Annotated in this window: 12 protein-coding genes; 7 read left to right on the forward strand and 5 right to left on the reverse strand. The window is 45.8% G+C overall.

Going from position 1 to position 24,359, the window contains the following annotated elements; translation table 11 throughout:
• Position 1 precedes the first annotated feature (1 nt).
• From ABDW02_RS17430 to ABDW02_RS17445, 4 genes are all read right to left on the reverse strand, one after another.
• Entirely contained in the window at positions 2-6,958 is a 6,957-nt protein-coding gene (locus ABDW02_RS17430) for a PKD domain-containing protein (RefSeq protein WP_343636834.1), read from the reverse strand.
• Positions 6,959-7,296: 338 nt separating this feature from the next.
• Complete coding sequence (locus ABDW02_RS17435; protein ID WP_343636836.1) at positions 7,297-8,325, reverse strand: T9SS type A sorting domain-containing protein; 1,029 nt, start codon at positions 8,323-8,325, stop codon at positions 7,297-7,299.
• Between the two features lie 218 nt (positions 8,326-8,543).
• Positions 8,544-9,437, reverse strand: a complete 894-nt coding sequence (locus ABDW02_RS17440) for a hypothetical protein (RefSeq protein WP_343636838.1) — start codon at positions 9,435-9,437, stop codon at positions 8,544-8,546.
• Positions 9,438-9,443: 6 nt separating this feature from the next.
• A complete protein-coding gene (locus ABDW02_RS17445; protein ID WP_343636840.1) occupies positions 9,444-11,648 on the reverse strand; it encodes a M48 family metallopeptidase in 2,205 nt (734 codons plus the stop codon).
• 158 nt (positions 11,649-11,806) lie between these two features.
• Between ABDW02_RS17445 and ABDW02_RS17450 the strand changes: the two genes are divergently transcribed.
• The 4 genes from ABDW02_RS17450 to ABDW02_RS17465 all read left to right on the forward strand — a co-directional run bounded on the left by ABDW02_RS17450 (position 11,807) and on the right by ABDW02_RS17465 (position 17,155).
• The gene (locus tag ABDW02_RS17450) at positions 11,807-13,738 is read left to right on the forward strand and encodes an amino acid permease (protein WP_343636842.1); all 1,932 of its coding nucleotides are present in this window, start codon (positions 11,807-11,809) and stop codon (positions 13,736-13,738) included.
• Between the two features lie 71 nt (positions 13,739-13,809).
• Positions 13,810-14,907, forward strand: a complete 1,098-nt coding sequence (locus ABDW02_RS17455; protein WP_343636844.1) for a hypothetical protein — start codon at positions 13,810-13,812, stop codon at positions 14,905-14,907.
• A 212-nt stretch (positions 14,908-15,119) separates the two neighbouring features.
• Positions 15,120-16,469 (forward strand): signal recognition particle protein, encoded by a 1,350-nt coding sequence (ffh, locus tag ABDW02_RS17460; RefSeq protein WP_343636846.1) that lies wholly within the window; start codon positions 15,120-15,122, stop codon positions 16,467-16,469.
• Between the two features lie 122 nt (positions 16,470-16,591).
• The gene (locus ABDW02_RS17465) at positions 16,592-17,155 is read left to right on the forward strand and encodes a hypothetical protein (protein ID WP_343636848.1); all 564 of its coding nucleotides are present in this window, start codon (positions 16,592-16,594) and stop codon (positions 17,153-17,155) included.
• 95 nt (positions 17,156-17,250) lie between these two features.
• On the opposite strand, the gene ABDW02_RS17470 is transcribed toward ABDW02_RS17465, so the two are convergent.
• Positions 17,251-17,856: a rhodanese-like domain-containing protein gene (locus tag ABDW02_RS17470; RefSeq protein ID WP_343636850.1), complete on the reverse strand. Its 606-nt coding sequence runs from the start codon at positions 17,854-17,856 to the stop codon at positions 17,251-17,253.
• Between the two features lie 400 nt (positions 17,857-18,256).
• Here ABDW02_RS17470 and ABDW02_RS17475 point away from each other — a divergent pair, with 400 nt between their 5' ends.
• From ABDW02_RS17475 to ABDW02_RS17485, 3 genes are all read left to right on the forward strand, one after another.
• Positions 18,257-20,359, forward strand: a complete 2,103-nt coding sequence (locus ABDW02_RS17475; protein ID WP_343636852.1) for a gliding motility-associated C-terminal domain-containing protein — start codon at positions 18,257-18,259, stop codon at positions 20,357-20,359.
• Positions 20,352-21,770, forward strand: a complete 1,419-nt coding sequence (locus ABDW02_RS17480) for a PorP/SprF family type IX secretion system membrane protein (RefSeq protein ID WP_343636854.1) — start codon at positions 20,352-20,354, stop codon at positions 21,768-21,770. The genes ABDW02_RS17475 and ABDW02_RS17480 overlap by 8 nt, the downstream gene beginning before the upstream one ends.
• Before the next feature lie 62 nt (positions 21,771-21,832).
• A partial coding sequence (locus ABDW02_RS17485) for a choice-of-anchor L domain-containing protein (RefSeq protein WP_343636856.1) occupies positions 21,833-24,359 on the forward strand: 2,527 nt, incomplete at its 3' end.

Consider the following 24,359-nt stretch of genomic DNA (forward strand, 5'->3'; position numbering starts at 1 on the left):
CTTAGCGTATTACAGTTACAGTTCCCGATCGCTTGATCCTGCCTTTCGGATATTCTTTTCCTTCCCAGACATTCGAATTTTTGAATGTGGCACTTGCTTTCCAGACATAAGCATCCTGCTGCACAGGTTCCCCGTGGTAAGTTCCGTCCCAGTGTTCGGTCGGCCTTCCGTTTTCATCCAAAGCAGTGGTCGACCAGATGAGGTTCCCCCAATCATCGTAGATCAGCAATTCGAATTCCTTCATGTTGACTCCTTTCGGAACAAAATTCGCCACCTCGAAATCCGTGTGCCCCGGGCTCATGGCATTCGGAATAAACAATCCGTAGAAGAAATCCACCGTAATCGGTTTCACAACCGTATCCGCGCAACCATAGATCGTTGATGCAATCAGGGTTACCGTAAATTCCCCGTCTGTTTCGTAGCGAATAACCGGGTTTTCTTCGGAAGAGGTCGTTCCGTTCCCGAATTCCCAGGAGTAATAATCCGCCAAGCTGCTCAGGTTCGTAAAATCAACAATACCGCTCAAAGGTTCGGGACCTTCCACGTTGGTATAACTGAAATCGGCAGTCGGCTGCGGCAATACCGTAATCGACGTACTTGCGGAAACTGTGTCGTTACAGCCTCCGTTTCCATAAGCGACAAGTGTAACCGGATACGTTCCGCTGGCTGAAAAAGAGGTAGAAACCGGGTTTTGGGTTAAAACTGTTCCGTTCCCCAATAACCACGAAACAGAATTCGCGAATTGCGTATTGGCTTGCAATAAAATGGCTTCTCCCACGCACAACGAATCCGTTGGTAAAGTAAACGAAGCAACCGGCATTTGATAAGACGATACCGTTTTTTGGATGCTGTCGATACAGCCGTGAATAGTTGTCCCAACCAAGGTAACAGTGTAATCTCCGACTTGCTGATAGGTAGTACCTGGGTTCGTTAGAGTGGAAGTCAAACCATTCCCGAAATTCCAGGCATACCCCACAACATCGGTGCTTTGATCGGTGAAATTGACCAAGGTTGGCTGCACACACGGATCAACAGGAGTGAAGGTGAAATCAACCACCGGAAGCGGGTAAACGGTAACAACCTGCGTGGCCGTATCCGGACATCCGATGTTATCCAGCACGATCAATTGAACGGCATAGGAGCCTGCACTCGTAAAAGTATGACTTGGATTGTTCAGGATAGATGAGTTTCCGTCGCCGAAGTTCCAAACCTGGCTCACAATTCCCGCACTGTTATTGGTCATCTGGACAGTCAGTTCCATGCAACCCGCATTCGGGCCAAGTGAGAATTGGGAGGTCGGACCCGGATTTACCTTGATTATTTTCGTTTTCTGAGTGGTGCAGCCATAACTTTGACTGATTCCGGATAGGGTGACGGTGTAGAATCCCGGACTCGAATAAGCGTGCACAGGATTGGTCAGCGAAGAACTCGTTCCATCCCCGAAATCCCAGTTCATGGAAGCAACTCCCGTACTCAGGTTCGTAAAAGTCATTCCCTGGTTCAAACAAACAGAATCCAGGGATGTAAAATCGATTTGCGGCAAAGGATGAACTGTTACGATAGTTGTAGCGGTGTCGAATCCACATCCTGCTGCAAAAAGCGAAACCACGTATGTTCCCGGTGAAGTAAATGTATGTGTGGGATTGTAGGTCGTCGATAAATTGCCGTCTCCGAAATCCCAGGAAGAGAAACTGGCCCCCTGTGAGAATTGTGTCAGATTAATTGTATGCGGAACACAGCCCGAAGGTGCATCGATATTGAAAAACGCATTGACTTGTGGTGGAAGGACAGTGATCTGGTGTTGGATCGTGTCCGAACCGCATTCATTGCTCACAATCAATTGAATGGTGTAAGTGGTGTCTTCCGTTCCGGTGTAAAACGTGTGCTGAAGGGTCGAAGCAGAAGTATTGGAAGTCGTACCGTCCCCGAAATTCCAGTCATACGTATCCGGAAGCCCGAAACTGTTGTTTACCATATCCAGGACGAGCGGTGTACAGCCAATGTCGGTCAGCGTACCGAAAACTGCTGTTGGAGAAGGCATCACGGTAATTTGCTCTGAATGACTGCTGCTGCCGCAGAAATTGGTCAGACTGAGCGTAATGGTGTAACTCGTGTCGCTGGTAGTACTTGCCGGGTAGGTTTGTGAAACCGGTGTTGGGTTGGTACTGGATTGCCCGTTGCCGTAATCCCAGTTGTAGGCCAGGCTTTGTCCCAATGACAGATCGGTGAAATTGACGAGCATAGGTCCGCAGGAAGAGTCCGGGGTTAAACTGAAATCCGCAACCGGCGGAATGCGTACTTCGATTTGGTGCGTGATCGAATCCAAACATCCGAAAGTAGTCGTTACAACTAACTTAGTATCGAAAAACCCTGCCGAAGCATATCCGTGAATGGGGCTCACCAGCGAAGAAGTATTTCCGTCGCCGAAACTCCAGTTGTTTTGATTGGCTAAAGTGCTGGTATTCGTAAAGAGTTCATTCGTTCCGATACAGGTAATGGGGTTGAATGTAAAGTTTGCAACCGGCATGGGGTGAACAATTGCCAGCAGTGTATCGCGGTTAATGCAGCCCGTGGTCGGATTTGTAAAAGTGTAAACGATGGTATTTGTTCCCACAGGAGCTATTCCCGGATCAAATGTTCCCAGCGTAGCATCCGTAATTCCGTTTCCGCTCCAGACACCGTTTGCAGGATTTCCGGAGAAATTAACCGCATTGTCGCTCGGGCAGAATTCTTCGTCTGCACCAACGTTCACAACCGGCAGCGGATGCACGGTGAAGAGCATCGTATCACGTGTCAGACAGTTTCCGGCTCCGTTGGAAATTACCAAAGGGAAAGTTCCTGCATTGGTTGGATTAAACAACCCGCCGGAAGTAACGAAGCTTCCTGTCCATGTTCCTGTAGCAGGTGTTCCGCTCAGTTGAATATTCGGTGCGTCGATACAAGCTTCCAGGTCTGGTCCGGCGTTTGCCTGTGTCGGGTTCACAACGGTCACAACCCGCGTATCTGAATTCGTACAGCCGGATCCATTCGTAAATGTATAAGTGAGGTTAAATGAGCCGACTGAACTTGGAGTAAACTGCCCCGAAGAGGTAATTCCTGTTCCTGTCCAGTTTCCCCCGGCAGGAGTTGCAGTAAATTGAATCGGGAAAGGCTGGTTGCACAATGTCGTATCGTTTCCTGCATTCACAAACGGAAGCGGATTTACGGTAATGAGCACGTTGTCTGTATTCGTACAACCGTTCGCATCTGTAAAAGAGTAAGTCAGTGTTTTATTCCCTGGTCCTGCAACAGTGGGCGTAAATGTTCCCGCAGGGTTGGTAATTCCTGTTCCCGACCAGGTTCCTCCGGCTGGAGTGCCGTTGAGTGTTTGAATTCCCGCATCGATACAAATGGAGTAATCAGTACCGGCATTGACAAGGGGTAAGGGATTCACTATTGCTACAAGCGTATCCCGTAGCAAACACGCTCCGGAACCTAAGGTGTAAACCAGGTTGAAGCTTCCGGCAATGGTAGGATTAAATATTCCCGCAGGAGTAGTAAATGAACCGCTCCAGGCTCCTCCGGCCGGTGTGGGAGATAAGGTCACATTCGGAGCGTCAATACAAACGGCAAAATCTGGTCCTGCGTCCGGTTGTGTGGGGCTGATGATGGTTACAACCCGCGTATCAGAATTAGTACATCCGTTTGCATTAGTGAAGGTATATGTGAGTGTAAAAGTTCCCGTTCCGTTTGGAGTGAAAAGCCCGCCGGAACTAACGTTGGGACCTGTCCAGGTTCCTCCGGCCGGTGAATAGCTTAATTGAAAAGGATTCGGTTGGTCACAGGCGGTAGTGTCCGGTCCGGCATTGACAACCGGTAGCGGGTTTACGGTAATGACCAGGTTATCTGTGGCGGTACATCCGTTTCCATTGGTGAATGAATAAATCACTGTTTTGGCTCCAGTTCCGGCAACAGCAGGTGTAAATTCTCCTGTTGGATTGGTAATCCCTGTTCCTGTCCAGGTTCCTCCTGCTGGAGTTCCGTTCAGTATTTGGATGCCTGCATCGATACAAACCGCGAAGTTCGGGCCTGCGTCTACGACCGGCAATGGATTTACCGTCATGAGCATGGTATCTCGCGATAAGCAGGTTCCTGTTCCGAAAGTGTAAACGAGTGTATGCGTTCCGACTACGTTAGGAGTGAAGACCCCGGCAGCGGTAATGCTGGTTCCGCTCCATGTTCCGCCGGAAGGAGTTCCGCTTAAGGTAATAGCTCCTGCACCGAAACACCTCGAAGAATCCGGTCCGGCGAAGGCTGGCGTCGGGTTAACGACGGTTACAACCACGGTGTCGGTATTGGTACATCCGTTGCCGTTTGTAAAGGAATAAACCAGGTTGAAGCTTCCGGTACCGCCTGGGGTGAAAACTCCGCCGGAAGTTACATTCGGTCCGGTCCAGGTTCCTCCTGCCGGAGTTGGAGTGAATGTATATGGAATGGGCTGGTTGCAAAGCGTTACGTTCGGCCCGGCATTCACAACCGGTAAAGGATTTACTGTAATCGTGGCTGTAGTGGAGCCGGAACAGGTTCCGTCCGATCCGGTAATGGTATACGTTTGAGTTGTTGTTGGATTTGCAGTAACCGTTGCGGTATTGGTCGTTGACAAGCCGGTTGCAGGGCTCCAGGTATAATTAGTAGCGCCGGAAGCTGTTAAAGACACTGATTGGCCGTTACAGATCGTTGCATTCGGAGGTGTTACCGTAATGACAGGAATCGGGTTCACCGCTAAAGTAACCGAAGCACTTGGCCCGCTACAGCCGTTCATGGTGCCGGTTACGGTGTAAGTTCCGCCCTGGGCTAAGGTAACATTCGTTAAGTTGAAGTTTTGCTGCGTACTGTTAAAAGAATTGGGACCTGACCACGAATAAGTTGTTGAAGCGGAAGTACTGGAGGTGAAATTGGCTGTTCCGCCCACGCAAAGCGGTGTGTTTACCTGCGGATTCAATGCCGGAGGAATGGGTTTGATGATTACGGAAGTGTTTGCGGTGGTTGTACCGCAGGCATTGGTTACCGACAGGGAAATAGGGAATGTTCCGGCTGCGGGATAAGAAACGCTTCCAGGAACAAGTGTGCCTGAACTGGCCGGTGTACCTCCTGTAAATGTCCAGCTATACGTATCGGAAGGTTCCAGGCAGTCGTTTACAACTGCGGTCGGATTCACGCTCAGTCCTGCACAGACGCTTGGAACGGCATTGATGCTGACTTGTGGCGGTTTCTGCGCTACAATTGCCTGGGTGGAAATGAATGAACCGCATGAATTCGTTAAGGTTAAGCGAATGGTATAATTTCCGGGCTGCGTAAACTGGATTTGCGGGTTGACGGATGAAGCGTTGGTTCCTCCCGTAAAGGCAAAAGCTCCCGAAGAAGGCAAGCAGGGGCTACCGTTGAAAAGCACCATCCAGTTGCGGGTCACATTACAGGTATTTGCCAGGTTCGATGCATCGGTTACCTGCGCTGTAAACGGAATACACGCTGAAGTAGGTGTAACCGTAAATGACGGCACCGGCGGGTTCTCTATACAAACCGTTCGGGTAATAATGTTGGAAGAACAGTTATTGGTTGCACTCAGTGTAACGGTATATGTTCCCGGCGCGGTATAAACATGCGTAGGATTGGTAGCTGTTGCAGTAGTCAGCGTTTGTCCGTCACCGAAATCCCACTGGAATAGGGTGCTGGAACTGCAGGCACTGTTGAACCCGGTTTGTGTACTGTTCAGGAACTGCACAGGAGATCCCACACAATTGTTGGGAGCCGCAACAGTGAAGTTTGCTACCGGACCGGTATAAACGCGAATAGGCGAGATGGAGGCCTCACTGCTGTCGCACAAATTGATTGCCTTCATACGGAATACAAATTGATTCCCCGGGCGTCCGCAGGAAGAAGTTGTGTAGGTATGACAAATGGTAGCAGGAGGCGGATGCGAAAGCGTATCTCTGGGCGAACCGTCGCCATAATCTACTACGTAATAGGTGGTGCTGTGATTGGATGAATAATTACTCAGCGGGAAACAAAGCGTAATCGGTCCGCAGCCGGTTGTTGCACCCGGGTTCGCCGCTCCGATTGCCGGGTTGGTGATGTTTGCAATGTTGTAAGAGGTGGATTGCACACAGCCGTTGGTTCCGGTAATGGTGTAAACCAGCGAGAAAATTTCTGCGGTAGTGTAGGTGTGGGAAACGCCCGCTCCGGGGAAAGTACCCGAACTGAAGTTGGGAGATCCGTCGCCCCACTGGATGGTGTAATTGGAAACTGCTGTGGTGGAAGAAGCATCGAAAACGGTCAGTGGAAAATTGGATCCGTCGCAATTGCGCATTCCTGCTATCGGGTCAATCAAGGCTGGGTTCGGAAGTGCGCTTACCGTTACGGTATGTGTCACGCTTGCCGTGCACCCGTTCGAATTGGTAACAACCAGTGTGACGGTATAGCTTTGGGTTCCGGTACCGACAGCGTTGTATTGATGAACCGGATTGACAAGGTTACTGGTGTTTTGAGCTCCCGATCCCGGTTCTCCGAAATTCCAGGAATAGGTCAGTCCGCTTCCGGATGAGGCATTGGTGAATTGGATCGGAACACTGGCACAGCTGTTATTGCCTGTAATAGTGAATCCAGCTGTTGGGGGAGGTGCTATGGAAACAGTTACCTGGTCGGTGGTAGTGCAGCCCAGCGATGAACTGACCGTAAGCGTATAGGTTTGGCTGGTGCTTGCTGTAAGTACTGGGTTCGGACAATTGGTGCAGGAAAGGCCTGCAGCCGGTGACCATGAATAAGAAAGTGTGCCTGGTCCGGTTCCTGCCGGTGTTCCTCCCAGCTGGATAGAAGCACCCGTGCAAACCGTCGAATCGGGGCCTGCATTTGCAGTACATTGCGCATACGTTGCCGCATGGAATAAAAGGAAAGCAGTAACAAGAAGTAATAGTTGCTTCATTCGTAGTTTTCTAGCCGGTACAAAGGATGAAAATAAATTTCAAACCTGAAATACGTCATTTGTAGTAATAGCACTTGCCACTCAAGCTATTGGTGAGCTAATTTATGGAATAAAACGGAAAAAAGGAAACGTGTTGCCTGTAAAAAGAAAACCCAGATCAGGGAGCAGGAGAATTTCTATTCACTATTGGTTTTCGTACGGGAATCATGGTTTGCCAAATGGCAAACAGGCAAATTGGCAAATTTGCGAAGCAGTGCCGGCGGTCCTGTCAGAGTGTAATTAACTAAAAAAGCCCCGACATTTATCGTCGGGGCTTTCAAGTATCCTGAGACTATTTCTTAGTTGATAGTCAGTTTTTTTGTAGACTTAATTCCGTTAGCGGATACAACTACGTTGTAAATTCCAGCCTGGAAATCAGATACGTTCAACGTTTGGGAAGTTCCGTTGTTTTGAGTAGTCAAAACGGTTCTTCCTGCCATGTCAACTATAGCAATTGTTTCGTTTCCTGTCAATCCGGAAATAACCACTGACTCGTTTGCAGGGTTCGGGTATACTTCAAATGCAATTTTGTTGTTTTCAGCTACATTCAAATATTCGTCCGGAGCCATGCTGCTCATAACGATGTGCTGTGTAGTTGGTGTACCTGCCAATGTGATTACCAATGTGGAGTGAACCAAAACCGGAAGGTAAGGACTTGTCATCGTGTAATATTCGTATTGTGTTCTTTCCATAACTACATTTCCAAATCCTGGGATCGGAATAACAGCAGTTGCCTGATCGTGCAATTTAAAACGGGATACATTCGATAAAGTAGTCGCTGCATTCAATTTCAATGTTCCCTGGCCATCAAATTTTGTATCGATGTTCCCGGATGTTGCCAATGATCCGAAATTATCTGTATTAGCGTTTCCGGAAAATGCATCTGTCAGGTTATTCGTGATTGCGTAAGGGTAGTTCATGATCAAAGCATCGTTTGCCCCACCGCTGAAAACAACGCGAACAGTACCTGCACCACTTCCACCGTCAAAAGCGTATCCCTGAGAAATACGTGAGCTGGCGCTGGATGTATAGTAAGAAGTCATGAAACCTGCGATATCAATTGCCCACGTAGAAGAAGGGTAATCGCTTCCGTTTGTAGTTGCAGAAGGAAGAGCTACAGAAACAACTTTCGTTTCACCGGCAATACCCGGAGTTGTACTGTAATCCCAGGTAACTCCTGTTCCTGTAACAGCTGCATAATCAACTGCATTGGAATCCAAAACATACATCGTAACGGATGATCCCATTACCGGTTCGTTTGATTGGGTAAACTGACCGAAAGCAGCTCCCGTAATTAAGCTAGTAGCTAAGAGTAAATTTAATTTCATAGTTTATTTTTTTTCTAAAATTACAATTTTACAAGGTTCCCGGTTCAACTTTTTATTTGAATGGTAACATTTGTTTTTTGAAAGAATACTTATTTAACAAAAAGGTTGGAAAATTCTACAGGAACAAATTTTATATTCTTTTTCAAATGTTCAAATCGAACTGCTTAACCTTTGGAACTTCATTGAACTATTTTTTGAACTCTTGAACCTTACAAATCTTAGAGCATAATCACCAATCCGGTTCTCAAACTGAATAAATTCTGGAAACGGTACCGCGACAATTGATTTTTGTATTCTTCCGTGTAGTCCGTTCCGTTATACGGATAGTAACTTACCGTACCGAAAAAATCGTCAATTGCTGCCTGGATAGGGAAGTTCACATGCACATATCCGCCGAAATTCCAGGCAATACTTTTCGAAATGGCCAAACGGTATTCCAAACCATACATCACGGTCAGGTTCACAACAGATTCATCTTTAAAACGAATGTCCTGGTTGCTGATCATAATGGAATCAGTAGGGTAGTAATTGTACTCGATAGCATCTGAAGCGGTAATGGTTTTGTAGTTTCCGGACTTTAATTTGGAAAGCTCCACACCAAGTCCAAGTACATTCACCAAACCGGTCGGCATGTTTGAACCTCTTGATGCAATTTCAATGCGTGGCATGATCCGGATCGTATTGTATTTTACGCGCGCATCGTATCCCCCGGTGGTGCCATAGTAATATCCCCATTCGTCATACAGGTTTTTGGTTCCCATGTTTTGCAGGAAAATATTTCCAGCATAGTAATTGAAATCAACCGATAATGCCAGGCGTTCTTTTAACAGGAACCCCAGGTTTGCGTAAAGGCTGTAATTGAACTGGTCACTTTTGATCTGGTTCCGGTAACTGCTGTAATAAGCATACGTGCGGAGTTTGGATTCGTTGTAGCTGGTCAGTTTCAAAAGCGTATTGTGATGTCCTCCTGCTCCCAATTGGAGTGTGAAGCGCTTTCCGTAGAATCCGGTGAGCTCGTTTTTCTTCTTCGCTGCATCCGTTTTGTTTGTCTGGGCAAGAGAAACGGAGCTTATAAAAGAAACTGCAAGGATTAGAGATACTATTCGTAACATGTGATTTTAGTTAGTTGATTTGAAAATTTCGTAGATTTTGGATCCCAGCATTACTTTGGAAGGTCTTCCGCTGATCAGGTATTCATTGGATACAGCCGCATGGCCGTTTTTCAAATCAACCCCTACAAATTGAATCTTTGTTTTTTGAGAATCCAGTAATTTACCCGTTAAAAGAATTAGTGCCATCGGCGGAACATACCACGTTGCAATAACTGGTCTTGCTACGGTCATCGGAGCACTTTTCTTGGCGTCCATATAGGCAAATAGCGGAATCAGGATCACGTCGGAGCTGTATTTCTTCGTCATGTTCTGCAATTCGGTATAGTCAACCGGGAAAAAGTTCACTTTCGAATAGCCGTCTGTTTGTCGCAATGCCGATTTCAGGAAGGTAAATGCATGGATTCCTTCAATGGTGAGTTCGTTCGGAGCATTGTCCGTACTGAAGTTATACCCGTTGTCAGCAGCTTCCTCCAGGATCAGTTCCGTGGCATTTGCCCGGATAGATTCAGACATGTTCACCGTTTTTTTGGATGATTCCAGGATTTCCACATTCGGTTCCGTCAATGCAATGCTTTTACTCTTCAGATCAGGAATTGCAGGAATGAGTTTCGAATTGGCTTCCTGCTTATTGGATGTACTCGCTGAATTGTTCTGAGCCGCTTTGAATGCCTTTACGAAACTGCTGTCAGAAAGGATGTCTTTCATTCCATAGAGGTAATATGCCGTTGAATCAAAGACCTGTGCTTCGATGTTGCCGTCAGCAGATCTTTTTTTCTTGATCTTGTCGTATTTGGATTCGTTTGTTTTTACCGGCTCGGCTTTTGTCAAACTGTCAACCGGGATTTTAGCAATCGAATCATTGTAGTTCTTATTTCGCTGAACGGCCTGGTGATAATCGTATTTGGAGAATGATTCCAGTGCGAATTGTTTCGTATTGGCAGCGGTTTCCACCATGCGGTCGTAGATAGCCTGGATTTCAGTATTTGAAGGATTAGCCGCACGGATGTCGTAAATCTGTCGCAATGCAATCGTTGAAAGCTCCAGTTTGTCCATTTTCTTTAGAATGGAGTGAAGTACCGCTATTTCGCCTTCTTTATGGATACGGGATTCATAAGGTTTCGACATACCGGCAGATTTGGTTTGCGCCAGTGCCAGCCACGTTTTTGCTTTCATGGAAATCAGGTACTGCGACTGCGGAAACTCTTTTTCCAGGATGTAGATGGAATAAAGTGCGTTCGTCAGGTCCAGCGAAAGAATGCTGTTTCTTACGGATTCGAAGCGGGCAATGGTGCGGATCTCATTAAAACGGTCCGCGCCGAGTACGTTCGGGCTTCCGTTCCATCCGGTTCCTTTTGCCAGCACATCCAGCACCTGTTTTTTGCGCTTGGAAATGTTCGGATGCGAACTCTTGCTGTCGTTGTAATTCTCTTCGGCAGTAATAGCAAATGTTTCTTTCGGGAATTTGAATTCCGGGACATAAAAATCGTGGGAATTAAAGAAGGTTTCCGGGATTTTGTATTCGTCAAAAGGAAGGTAGGAATACATCAGTACATCGAAAGTGGGTTCGATCAATGCTTCGTCATACCCGGCTTTTTTGTAAAGTTCGATTGCATCTGCATCTGCTTCCAGTTCGCGCTCTTTGCTGTAAGTACTTAGTTCGTAGTAATTGGCATTTCTCAACACCGTTTTTTGCTTGAAACGCTCCAATACGTGTTTGCGTTTGTAGTGTGCAATCTCATGGGCAAGTACGTAAGCAATCTGGGCTTCGGAACTCACTTGTGAAATCAGTCCGGTGGTCACGAAAATAATTCCCTGGTCGGTAGAAAACGCATTGGTTTCATTGGATTTCAGGGTGTAAAAGCGCAATTGGCTGAATGTTTCGCGGTCGTCCTTCAATAAATTCTTTGCGATGTCTTTTACATACAAGGAAACGGGATCTCCGAACACACAAACTTCGGAATGCAGGATTTCATCGATAGCCGAGTGAATGCCGGTGTAGAATTTCTTTTTGGAGGCTGCATCCAGTTCCGGTCGGCTGATTTGAATGTCGCGGTCTACTTTTTCGTAAGTGGAAAGACTGAAATCTTCGGGAATGGACCCGGCGGAAAGCAACGTTTTGTATTGGTTGAAATCTGTTTTGGACTGGGCAGATAAAGATCCTGAAACAGCGCATGATAATAGGCAGGTTAGCAAGAATGTTTGTTTTAACATAACCGGTTTTTTAGGTATCAGGGCATAAAAGTAATGAATCCGGCAGAATATTGAGGAACCTGGGGAAGATTTGTTGAACTGCACTAATCCGCCGCGGCGGATTCAGTTATCAAAAACTTCGTTTTTTCTTAGTATGTTTGTCACCCTTGCGAAATACTATGAAACAGAATTCCCTTTTCCGTAAAAAAAATGTCCGCGACATCCTGGCATCTGCCCAACAGGGCGAATCCGATGGACATGAAGCCCTTGGAAAGCACCTGAAAGTGCGAGATCTGGCAGCTTTTGGAATTGCGGCAATTATCGGTGCGGGAATTTTCAGTACGATCGGAACTGCAAGTGCCGATGGTGGCCCGGCGGTTATTTTCCTGTTCCTCTTTACGGCCCTTGCCTGCGGATTTGCCGCGTTTGCCTATGCTGAATTTGCATCCATGGTCCCGGTTGCGGGATCTGCTTACACATACTCTTACGTGGCTTTCGGAGAAATCATTGCATGGGTAATCGGCTGGTCGCTGATTATGGAGTACGCAATCGGAAATGTGACGGTCGCCATTTCGTGGAGTGATTATTTTACAGGAATGCTTCATGGAATAGGCATTGATCTGCCTGCCTGGATCCAAACGGATTACATGACGGCTTCAAACGGACACCAGGAAGCTGTTTCTTTGATGAATGGCGGGAAATTATTTGAAAACCTGAGTACGGGCCTGAAAGCTGCGCACCATGCCTGGGAAACTGCTCCGACCATTGGTGGTTTTCACCTCATTTTTGACTTGCCCGCAATCCTGATTGTCGTACTGATTACCTGGCTGGTTTACCGCGGAATGAAAGAAAGCCGGAATGCCAGTAACCTGATGGTGGTGGTAAAACTGGCTATTATTTTGCTGGTAATCGCTGTTGGAATTTTCTATGTGGATACCGAAAACTGGAGTCCTTTCGCTCCGAATGGAGTGTCGGGAATCTTAAAAGGCGTATCCGCGGTTTTCTTTGCTTATATCGGGTTTGACGCCATTTCCACTACTGCGGAAGAATGTGAGAACCCGCAGCGCGATTTGCCACGCGGAATGATGTGGGCCATTATTATTTGTACGGTCCTGTATGTCATTATCGCATTGATCTTAACCGGAATGGTTAGTTACAAAGAATTGGCTGTCGGCGACCCGCTGGCTTATGTTTTTGAAAAACTGGATTTAAAATGGATGTCGGGAATCATTGCTGTATCTGCAGTGGTAGCGATGGCTTCCGTATTGCTAGTTTTCCAGATGGGGCAGCCGCGCATCTGGATGGCAATGAGCCGCGATGGATTACTTCCTCCCAAATTTGCTAAAGTACATCCACGTTTTAAAACGCCTTCGTTCTCCACGGTGATAGTTGGTTTTGTGGTCGCTATTCCTATTTTGTTCCTGAACCTGACAACCGTTACGGATTTATGCAGCATCGGTACCTTATTCGCTTTTGTATTGGTTTGCGGCGGAGTTTTGGTGCTTCAGAACAAGACGGATATTCCGCGCGGAAAATTCAAAACGCCTTATATCAATGGAAAATTCGTACTGCCGGTTTTGGTGATTGGTGCAGGGATTTTGTTGTTTACACCGGAATATAAGGCCGGAACGATGGCATTCATTAAAAATGAAAAGCAACTGAAATCCGTAGAAGAGGTTTTGGGAGAATTGACAACCGAACAAACCCTGACACTGAAACGAACAGTAGATACCAAAGATCCGGAAGGCTTCAAAAAAGCGGAGAACGACGTGGAGAATTATTATTCACAGGATGAGAAGAGCGAACAGTTCTACGCCGATGTGCAGGAATTGGGAAGAAGCGAAAGAAGTTTGTATTCCTTCGGATTCGCCTTATTTGCACACAAAATCCCGATGTGGATTTTCTTGTTGTTTACGATCGGAATCACCATAGTGACCATATTTAAGAACTTGTCATTGATCCCGCTCCTGGGCTTATTGTCGTGTTTGTACATGATGGCGCAGCTGAAACTGGATAACTGGATAGCCTTCTTTATTTGGTTGGTGATCGGTTTGGTAATCTATTTCCTTTACAGCCGGAAACATTCGAAATTGCGATTGAAAAATTCATAATAGATAGGGATTAAAAATTTTTCATCCCTACTGATTTTTTGAATACATTCGTCTGATTTCAAAATCAGTATATGAAAATTTCTGCGTTTTTTTCTGTCCTTTTGGTGACCGGTTTTGTGATCGGTTCCTGCAAAAAGAAACCCGTTGACCCCGATACTAATGGAACGGGCTATGCCTCCATGGAAGTTTACAAGGAGAATGCCATGGGCGTAATCTATAACCAGGCAACAAACAGTGTGGCATATAACAAACCGGATGCAGACGGAACTTACAAGATCTATATTTCCAATTACGACGGAACAGGCGAAGTGCAGCTGACTTATCCGGGCTGGGCTTCTAACCGCCATCAGTGGGCGGAAGAATGGGATCCGAGCGGGCAGTATTTGTACTGCTACGTCGAAAAAACGGATTATGTAACTGAAAGCGGCCATACACGCACTCCGGAAGACGCAATCCCGGGTTACGGAGCTTACACCGATCTTTGGATCATCAAACGCGATGGCAGTCAGGCCTGGCAAATGACCAATTTCCCCAATGACTACGATCACGGCATTATTCACGGAGCCATTTCGCAGGACGGAACCATGTTTACCTGGACAGAGCGCATTCAGGCACCGGTTTTCCTGGACTTGAATTTAGCGGCCGGGGCATACGTGTTTAAAGTTGCCGACGTGAGTTGGAATCCGGACCCGGTTTTCTCCAATATCCGCACATACCAACCCGGAAATGTAGCGGCAGGTGGAGAAGTGGAAAGCATCAGTCCTTCCAAAACAGATATTTTAGTTTACAGCACCTTTGAATCACACAATTTGGTGGCAACTCCGATCTATCGCATCGACTTGGCAACCGGAAACACGACGAAACTGACTACCGAAAGCTTTTCGCAGGCACCGACTTACACGCCTAACGGGCAAAAGATCGTGTATATGACCGGCGCCGATTGTGATATTTTTCCAGGACAATTGCAGGGCGCAGATTGGTGGATCATGGATGCAAATGGAAATAATAAAAAACGGTTGACCTACATGAATAAGAAAAATCATCCGCAAAGCGTGAACAGTTACCGGTTGGCAGGTTCCTTGTCTTTTATCAATGATTCAACCTTTATAGGCGGAGTTATGACCCAATCTTTAGGCCTGACGGGATACAGCGCCTTAGTCAAATTCTAAGTTGAAGTCAAAGGTTGCAACATTTCAACATGGCTATATTGCAATGTTGAAATATTGTAATGTTGAAATATCGCGATTTTGGGTTATTTGTAAATGGAAAAGACTGAAATCGGGGTACTCTTTTTGATAAATTCTGTAATTCCTTATCAATTTTCAATTTTACATTTTCAATTAGTCGTATTTTTGTATTCGAAAAAAAATCGCTCAATAGCATGTTTGATAATCTTACCGATAAGTTTGAACGCGCCTTTAAAGTTCTGAAAGGACAAGGACAAATTACTGAAATTAACGTAGCTGAAACACTGAAAGAAGTTCGCAGAGCTTTGTTGGATGCCGACGTGAACTTTAAAACTGCCAAAGATTTCACCGTTCGCGTGAAAGATAAGGCAATGGGTGCAAACGTGTTAACAGCTATTTCCCCAAGCCAGTTGATGGTGAAGATCTGCCACGAAGAGTTGGTGGAATTGATGGGTGGAAACGAAAGTGAAATCCAGATCCAGGGAGCTCCGGGAATCGTATTGATGTCAGGACTTCAGGGTTCGGGTAAAACAACTTTCTCCGGTAAGTTGGCGAACTACCTGAAAACGAAAAAGAATAAGAAACCTTTGTTGGTTGCCTGTGACGTTTACCGTCCGGCGGCGATTGATCAGTTGCACGTGCTTGGAGAGCAGCTTGGAATTGAGGTTTATTCGAATAAAGAAGAAAAAGATCCGGTTAAAATTGCAACGGAAGCAATCAATCATGCCCGAAGCAAAGGCTTCAATGTGGTGATCGTCGATACTGCGGGCCGTTTGGCTGTCGATGAAGCGATGATGGATGAGATTGCACGTGTAAAAGAAGCAATCAAACCAACGGAAACACTATTCGTAGTGGATTCCATGACAGGTCAGGATGCCGTGAATACTGCAAAAGCATTCAACGACCGCATCAATTTCGATGGAGTTGTTTTAACGAAATTGGATGGTGATACACGCGGTGGAGCTGCGTTATCGATCAAGACAGTTGTAGACAAACCGATCAAGTTTGTGGGTACGGGAGAGAAGATGGACGCATTGGATGTGTTTTATCCGAAACGTATGGCTGACCGTATTTTGGGAATGGGTGACGTGGTTTCCTTGGTGGAACGTGCCCAGGAACAATTCAACGAAGAAGAAGCGCGCAAACTTCAGAAACGCATCCAGAAAGATCAGTTCGATTTCAATGACTTCCTGGGTCAGATCCAGCAGATCAAGAAAATGGGGAACGTGAAAGACTTGATGGGAATGATCCCGGGAATGGGAAAAGCGGTTAAAGATGTGGATATCCAGGACGACGCATTCAAGCACATCGAAGCAATCATCTACTCCATGACTCCGAAAGAACGTGCAAATCCATCCATCATGAATGGCCAGCGCAAAAACCGCATAGCTGCAGGTTCCGGAACAAATATCCAGGAAGTGAATAAATTGCTCAAGCAGTTCGAGGATACGAAGAAAATGATGAAAATGATGAGCAATCCGAAGAACATGATGGGCATGATGAAGCAGATGAAGGGAATGCGTGGCGGAATGCCGGGTATGTAGTAAGAACCGCAATGCTTTGCATTCCAATTTCAAAATGATGAAGTCAAAATGCAAAATTGAATTCCATGTAATTATCAAGAGGGTTTACTTGATAATTGATAATTGCTCAATTCATAATTCAAATGATCGATTTCCAACTGACTTCCGGCGAACCTTACTCTGCACGTTTTCGTGAAGCGGGAATTGACTCGTTTGTTCAGGCATGTGAGTTTGTTGCCCAACTTCCATACGGCAGGAATGCAAACCGCGAAGATTTCGGTCTGGTGCTTTCGGAAGGAAAAGGAACCTGTTCCTCCAAACATGCATTACTGGCCTCTTTGGCTTTGGAAAACGGACACCCGGAAGTAGAACTCATTGCCGGTATTTTCCTGATGAATGAAGAAACACATGCGAAATTAAACGTTTTTTTCACCGGTAAAAGCTATTCGAATATTCCCGAATGTCATTGCTACCTGCGTTTCCAGGGAGAGCGTTTCGATTATACAGATACATCCAATGGTTTGGAGCGCATTGCTCCGAAAATTGTTCGCGAACAGCGCATCGATCCGAACCAGGTGACCGATTGGAAAATCATGATCCACAAACACTATTTGCAGGGCTGGCTCACGAGAAATCCGTCTTTTCAATTGACTTTGGAAGAACTATGGAAGGACAGGGAAGAGGCGATTGAAATATTGAGTAGGTAGTGGCCGGTTTCTCAAACGAGCATCACTGTGTTACATATTCGTGAAATCATGATATCATGATATGGCGATATCTTGATAAGATTATTTTCCAGGATTCACTCCAGTATTTTCCGGAGAGCTTCTTCCGAACAAGCTCCACTGATCCGTTTCACTTCTTCTCCGTTTTTAAAAGCAATAAACGTTGGAAACGAATCCGCCTTCAAATCCCTGGCCAACTGTGTCTGAGAACCTCCGTCTACATAAATCACCTCATATTCTTTAGCAATTTCAGAAACTACGGGGCTCATTTTTTTACAAGGCGGACACCATTCTGCACCAACATCCACAAGCACTGTTTTGTCTTTCGGAAGTGAGGCTGCAAACTCCTGGAAAGTGATTAGTTTGACTTCCTTTTTTCCTTCAACCGGAAGCTCTTCCAGGTTCCAGGCATTCATTCCGCCCTGCAGGTTAATAACCGTTTCAAACCCTTCTTTCTTCAGCCATTTCTGAGCAGCGGCACTTCTGGATCCTGCCAGGCAATAGACATAAAGCGGTTTGTGCTTATCCAGTGAAGCCGTACGTTCTTTGAATTGCTCGAAATTGTTCCAATCGGCCTGGAATGCACCTGCAATATGTCCCTGGCCATATTCGCCCGGAGTGCGGACATCCAGCAATTGGTTTTGCTTGTTTTGGATCGAATCCCAAAAGGTTTTAGGAGCCAATGTTTCTTTTTGCGTAAAAGAGTAAAATGAAAATGTTAAGAAAACGGATAAAGCAAGTTGCTTTGTTAAATATTTAAGATATCTCATTGATCGTCAAAGGTCTGCAATGTACATTTAAACAGGGGTTTTGTTGGATAATATCCGTCATTTGGAAACCAAATCACCCATTACTGCGTAAATGTAAGCAATGCCCATTTGGAATAGATGTAAAAAACTGTTAATTTCGATCTAGTAAATGTTAGAAAATTCATATTCGATAGCTTATCAACACGTATACTCTATGCTTCTCCGATACCTATTTTTGTTGATTTTACTTACCACATTTTCTCCTATAACAAGAGCGCAGGATGTTTGGTTACAAAATCATTTTTCGCCAAACTCAGGTTGCGCCTTGTCGAACATGGAGACAGTTACCGTTTTGGTAAATAATAATTCCGGTGTGATCATGCCATCCAATACGATCCAGGTTTATTACCGGGTTGACGGAGGTACGATTATCAATCAACCGCTATCGTCTAATTTAACAGCCGGTGCTTCCTGGAACTTCAGTTTTTCCCAAAAAGCCGATTTGTCCGCTTGTGGTGCACACATCCTGAAAGTATGGGTTTCGAGGCCGGGAGACGTCAATCATTTGAACGATACCCTGGTTTGGACTGTTCAGAACGACTGCCCGGTTGTGCCGGGAACCGTTACTTCAGATATCACGGTTTGCCAGGGAGCTAACGCGGGGACACTCTCTCTTTCGGGCTGGTCTTACGGAACAATTATAAACTGGGAATCGTCTACGGATGCCGGGGCTACTTGGAATCCTCTGACAGGAACAACCAGTCCGTCTTACGCTTATGTAAATGTTACTCAGAATACGCAATATCATGTTGTGATCGACGGTGGTTACTGTCCGGATGCAACTTCCGGTTATGCCACGGTATCGGTTCAGGTTCCGGCAATTCCGGGAACCATAGCGGGGGCAGATTCTTTGTGTGAGAACATGGCAACCGGCGTACTGACACTTTCAGGAAATAATCAGCCTCCTATCCAATGGGAATATTCCACAAACGGAGGAGGTACCTGGACAACGGTGGCGAGCGCTTCTACAACCTACAATTATACCGGACTGACCAATACAACTATTTACCGGGTGCTGGTAGACGGAGCAATTTGTGCGGATGCTTATTCGGATACGGCAATGATTTATGTGGATCCGGTTTATCCGCAAACACTATTAACCGGAAGTGATTCATTGTGTATTACCAATGCAACAGGTTTCGTTACTGCTACCGGTTCTTTCGGAACAATATTGAACTGGGAATATTCCATAGATAACGGGGCAACCTGGACCGGTACAGGAACTACGCCTACCAGTTTGGGGTATACCAATATCACCCAAACGACTTTTTACCGGGTAATTACAGAAGGTGGTCAATGTCCGGATGTGATTTCAGATACGGCAATTATTTATGTGCAGCCATTACCGGGTCAGCCGAGTATAGGGCCTTCAGATACGGTTTGTGCTTCTTCGGTAGTAGGAATCTTAAATATGACAGGTATGACGACCCCTGTTTTGAACTGGGATTTTTCAACCGATGGCGGAACAACCTGGACACCGATTGCAAATAGTGCGAATACATCATACGATTATACCGGTCAAAGTGTGACTACGCTTTACCGCGCACAATTGGACGGAGGTTTTTGCCCCGACTATTATACCGATACTGCGATCATTAAATTAGACAATGCTCCGGTTGTAGGTGTTTTAAATCAAAGCGGAACCATTTGTGAGTTCGGATCGGAAGATTTGCATGTGGTTGGTTCGGTAGCAGACTCTTTATTTTGGGAGTATTCTACAGACAACGGGGTAACCTGGCAAACCATCTCGGATTCGGATACCATTGATTATAACACATTCCCGATTACTGAAAATGTGCAATTCCAGGTAACAGCACTGAATGGTGTTTGTCCGCCTGCTGTTTCCAATGCGGTTATGATTGTCATGCTGCCATTGCCTATTGCCAATGCGGGAGTTGATACTTCGATCTATTTGGGAGAATCTGTTACTCTGAATGGCTCAGGCGGAATTACCGGTATCTGGATGCCGGGATCCACACTTTCTGATTCAACCAGTACGAACCCGGTTGCAACACCATCTGTCACAACAACTTATGCTTACTACGTAATTGATGGAAACGGATGTGTCGGAGGAGATACGGTATTGATTACAGTAATGGACCCGATCCAGTTCAATATCCGCAATGTCATTACCATGAATAACGATAATGTCAACGATACCTGGAATATTACCGGGGTTGAATTTTTCCCTATGACATCTGTGAAGGTGTTTAATCAGTACGGGAAAGTTCTTTATGAAAATGAGGATTACAAGAATGACTGGAATGGTAATTACAAAGGGTCTAAATTGCCCAACGGAACGTATTACTATGTTGTTCAGAAGGGAGGAACAGAGGAAGAATTTAAAGGAACGCTTACATTATTAGGAAATGAATAAAATACTATTATTGTGTCTTTGTGTGTGGGGAGGAAGTCTATATGGGCAACAAGTTCCTTTCTACAATCATTACCTGATAAATCCGTTTGTCTATAATCCTGCTTCAACAGGAGCAAGCGATTATGTAAATGCTAGTTTCGTGCGGAACCAGCGTTATTCGTCTTTTGGTTCTACCGCCGTAAATAACTACCTGACAGTTGACGGTCCTATCGCAAAAGGGAATATGGGATTGGGATTAATCGTTGCTCACCAGAACCAGGGAATTCAGCAGCAATTAATGTCCAGTTTGAATTACAGTTACAAATTGAAGATCAACGAGGCTCACAACATCCGGTTTGGTGTTTCAGCCGGAGTTTTGGATAATCGCATAGATTACAACCAGATCAATGCACAGGATATCAATGATCCGTATTTAACCGGATTGAGACCCACAGCTCCGACGTTCGATATGAACGTGGGGTTGTTGTATAATTGGAAAGATTTGAGAATCGGAATTTCAGTTCCGCAGATTATCGGAGGAAAGGTGAAGTATGCCCGCGAAAAGAGCAGGGGATATTACCAGTTGGAAAGACATTACATGATGTCCCTGGAGTATGATTTTCACGTGAATGAAAAATTCATTATCCGCCCGAATGCTGTTTTAAGATATATGCCGAATATTCCGCTTCAATACGATGTGACTGCCATGGCGCTTTATAACAACATGGTTTGGGCGTCGGCTACTTATAAATCCGATTATGCGGTGCAGTTCAACGCAGGTGTTCGCGTGTTTGATTTCCTGAGAGTAGGATATAGCTATGAATTGCTGATCGGTTCCATGAAGACGTACAATACCGGAATGAACCATGAGATTTTCTTAGGATTCTCTTTCAAAGGAAAAAGAGAGAAAGAAATTCAGATTGTGGAGAAAGAAGTTCGCGTACCGGATGATTTGGCGGCAAAACAGCGTGATTCTGTTCAGAAACTCAAAGATGAACTGGAAGCTCAATTGAAACGTTTGTTGGAAGAGCGTGCTGAAAAAGACCGTTTACAAAGAGAAAAAGACTCCCTGGCAAATTTAGCTAAAGTTGAAAAACCTGTTCCTGTTGATACTGTGAAACCAAGGGTTACCACCCCGGAAGTAATCCCGGTAGCAAAAGGATATAGTTTCGTGAATCTGGATAAAAGCCAGTCTCCGGATGGATTTTACGTGATTACGGGAGTTTTCTCGAACAGGCAAAATGCGGATCTCATGCTTTCGAAAAACCTGAGCGAATACCCGGGATCCTATTTGGTGATTAATGAATCGAACAATTACTACTATGTGGTAATCCTGTACTCTTTAGACCAGGAGTTGGCTTCGAAAACCTTTAATGACTACAAAACGAAGAAGAAACAAAAAGTTTGGATTTTAAATTACATAAAGAATTAGCATAAAGGAATACAAGTACCAAATATAACAACACACATCTTACAAACCAGAACACCATGACTATGAAAAGAACTGCTGCTTTTAGATCAGTAAGCAATGTCGTTGCATGCTTTCTCTTGTTTTTATTTGCTCATTTTACCACGAACGGGCAAATAGTGTTAAACCAAACAACTGCGAATAACTATGTCGCCAATATCTGTGGGCCGGGGATTACATTTTCCAATGTAACACTTACGGGAGACGCAGGTGCGATCGCTCAGTTTGTTGGTGGTACTTCTGCCGGAATCGGCGCATCGATGAACTCAGGTGTAGTAATGAGTACCGGTTATGTAAACACGGCGACTGCCCTTCAGGGAGGTCCCGGAACATTCCGTTCTTCGGATAATAACGGGGTGGCAATCGCGGAATTGAATACCATTGCAGGAGCAACCGCAAGAGACGGGATTATCCTGGAATTTGACTTTGTCCCGATCACCAACAATATCAATGTAAACTATGTATTCGGTTCCGAAGAATACAATGAGTTTGTGAATTCTGGGTATAACGATGCCTTTGCGTTCTTTATCAGTGGTCCGGGAATTGGTACTCCTACAAATATCGCGGTGCTTCCGCCTACAACTCCTGTAACCATTGATAATATCAATAACTTCACTAATTCGGCATCCTATAGAAATAACGAAGCATTGAACAACAATAACGTCATGGATGGTTATACGGTTCAATTGACTGCATCACGTGCAGTACAGGCTTGTCAGACATACCACATTCGTTTGATGATTGCCGACGGAGGTGACCAGATCTATGATTCCTGGGTGTTTATCCAGGAGAACGGATTATTTGCAGTGGGAAATCCGCCGGTTTCGTCTGTAACTTCAAGTGGTGCAGGACCTGGTGTTTTCCCGGAAGGATGTGCCAACAATACCATGACATTTTCCATTCCTACCGCTCAGGCTACGAATTTCTCATTCAATGTGACCTGGACAGGAACTGCAACTTCTGGTGTAGATTATGCGGCATTACCTACTACCATTACGATTCCGGCAGGTCAAACTTCTGTTACCATTCCGGTAAACGTAACATTGGATGGAGTAGCAGAAGGAACAGAAACGCTGATTTGTAATTATCCTGCTACGGTCTGTATGCCGGGTTCGGCAAATGTCAATATCATTGATTCCAATCCTTTAACAACGGTCGCCAGCGCAGATGCTTTGATATGTACCGCGGGGGGAAGTGTACCGATTTCCGCCACTTCGTCAGGTGGAACGGGTACTGTAACTCTAACCTGGAATAACGGAGCAGGAACGGGAAGTCCGGTAACTGTCTCTCCGGCTGCTACCACTACTTATACGGTTACTGCAACCGATCAGTGTGGAAATACGGCAACAGACCAGGTGGTGGTAACCAATGGAGCATTAGCAGCACCAACCGTAACCCCGACAGCAGAGTCTTGTGCGAACTATAACAATGGGTCGGTGGTTATCAACAACCCGGTTGGTAACGGACCTTATACAGTGAATATTTCCGGCCCGACAACAGGATCTGTGGTGGAAGCAAACACGGCAGGAGCTACAGCTAATTTTACCAATCTTCCCGACGGGAATTACAATTACACGGTTACCGGTGCAAACGGATGTACCAGAACAGGTACCTTTACGATAGGTGCAGGAGCAGTTTGTTGTAGCGTTACCGCTGCAGGAACAAATGTTGCCTGTAACAGTGCCACTACGGGTTCAGCTACTGCTACCCCAACGGGATTGGCACCTTACACGTATTCCTGGACAGGTGGTCAGACTACCCAGACAGCATCCAATTTAGGAGCAGGTTCTTACACGGTTACCATGACCGATAACTCGGGTTGTGTAGCTACAGCAAACGTAGTGATTACCCAGCCAACAGCTTTAAGCGGTACATTGACACCGGTGAATGTGAGTTGTAACGGAGCCTGCAACGGAACTATTACAGTGGCGGCATCGGGTGGAACCCCGGCTTACCAGTACAGCATCAACGGTGGTCCTTTCCAGGCATCGAATACCTTTACAGGTTTATGTAACGGAACGTATGCAGTAACGATCAAGGATGCGAATAACTGTACGGTTGTTCTAAACCAGAACATTACTCAGCCAGCCATTTTGAACTTAACGCAAAGTGCGATCGCCCCGGCAACCTGCGGATCCAATACCGGGTCTGTGACCGTTGCAGCAACGGGCGGAACAGCACCTTATTCCTATACGCTCAATGGTGGAGCAAGCCAGGCCAGTGCTACCTTCAACGGATTGGCAGCCGGAACATACAACGTGGTTGTGACCGATAACCGGGGATGTACCAAAAACTTGTCGATTACTATCGTAGCTACCAATGCACCGATCGCTTCGATCCAGAGCCAGACCAACGTAAGTTGTTTTGGAGGTGTGAACGGATCGGTGATCATCGGAGTTGCGGGTGGATCCTCTCCATTCAGTTATTCCTTGAATGGTGGTCCTTCCCAGGCATCGAATACCTTTACGAACTTAACGGCAGGATCTTACACGGCTACCGTAGTTGATGCGAACGGTTGTTCTGCCACAGTTCCGTTTACGATCACAAGCCCTC

This window comes from Fluviicola sp. (assembly GCF_039596395.1).
Classification (GTDB): Bacteria; Bacteroidota; Bacteroidia; order Flavobacteriales_D; family Crocinitomicaceae; genus Fluviicola.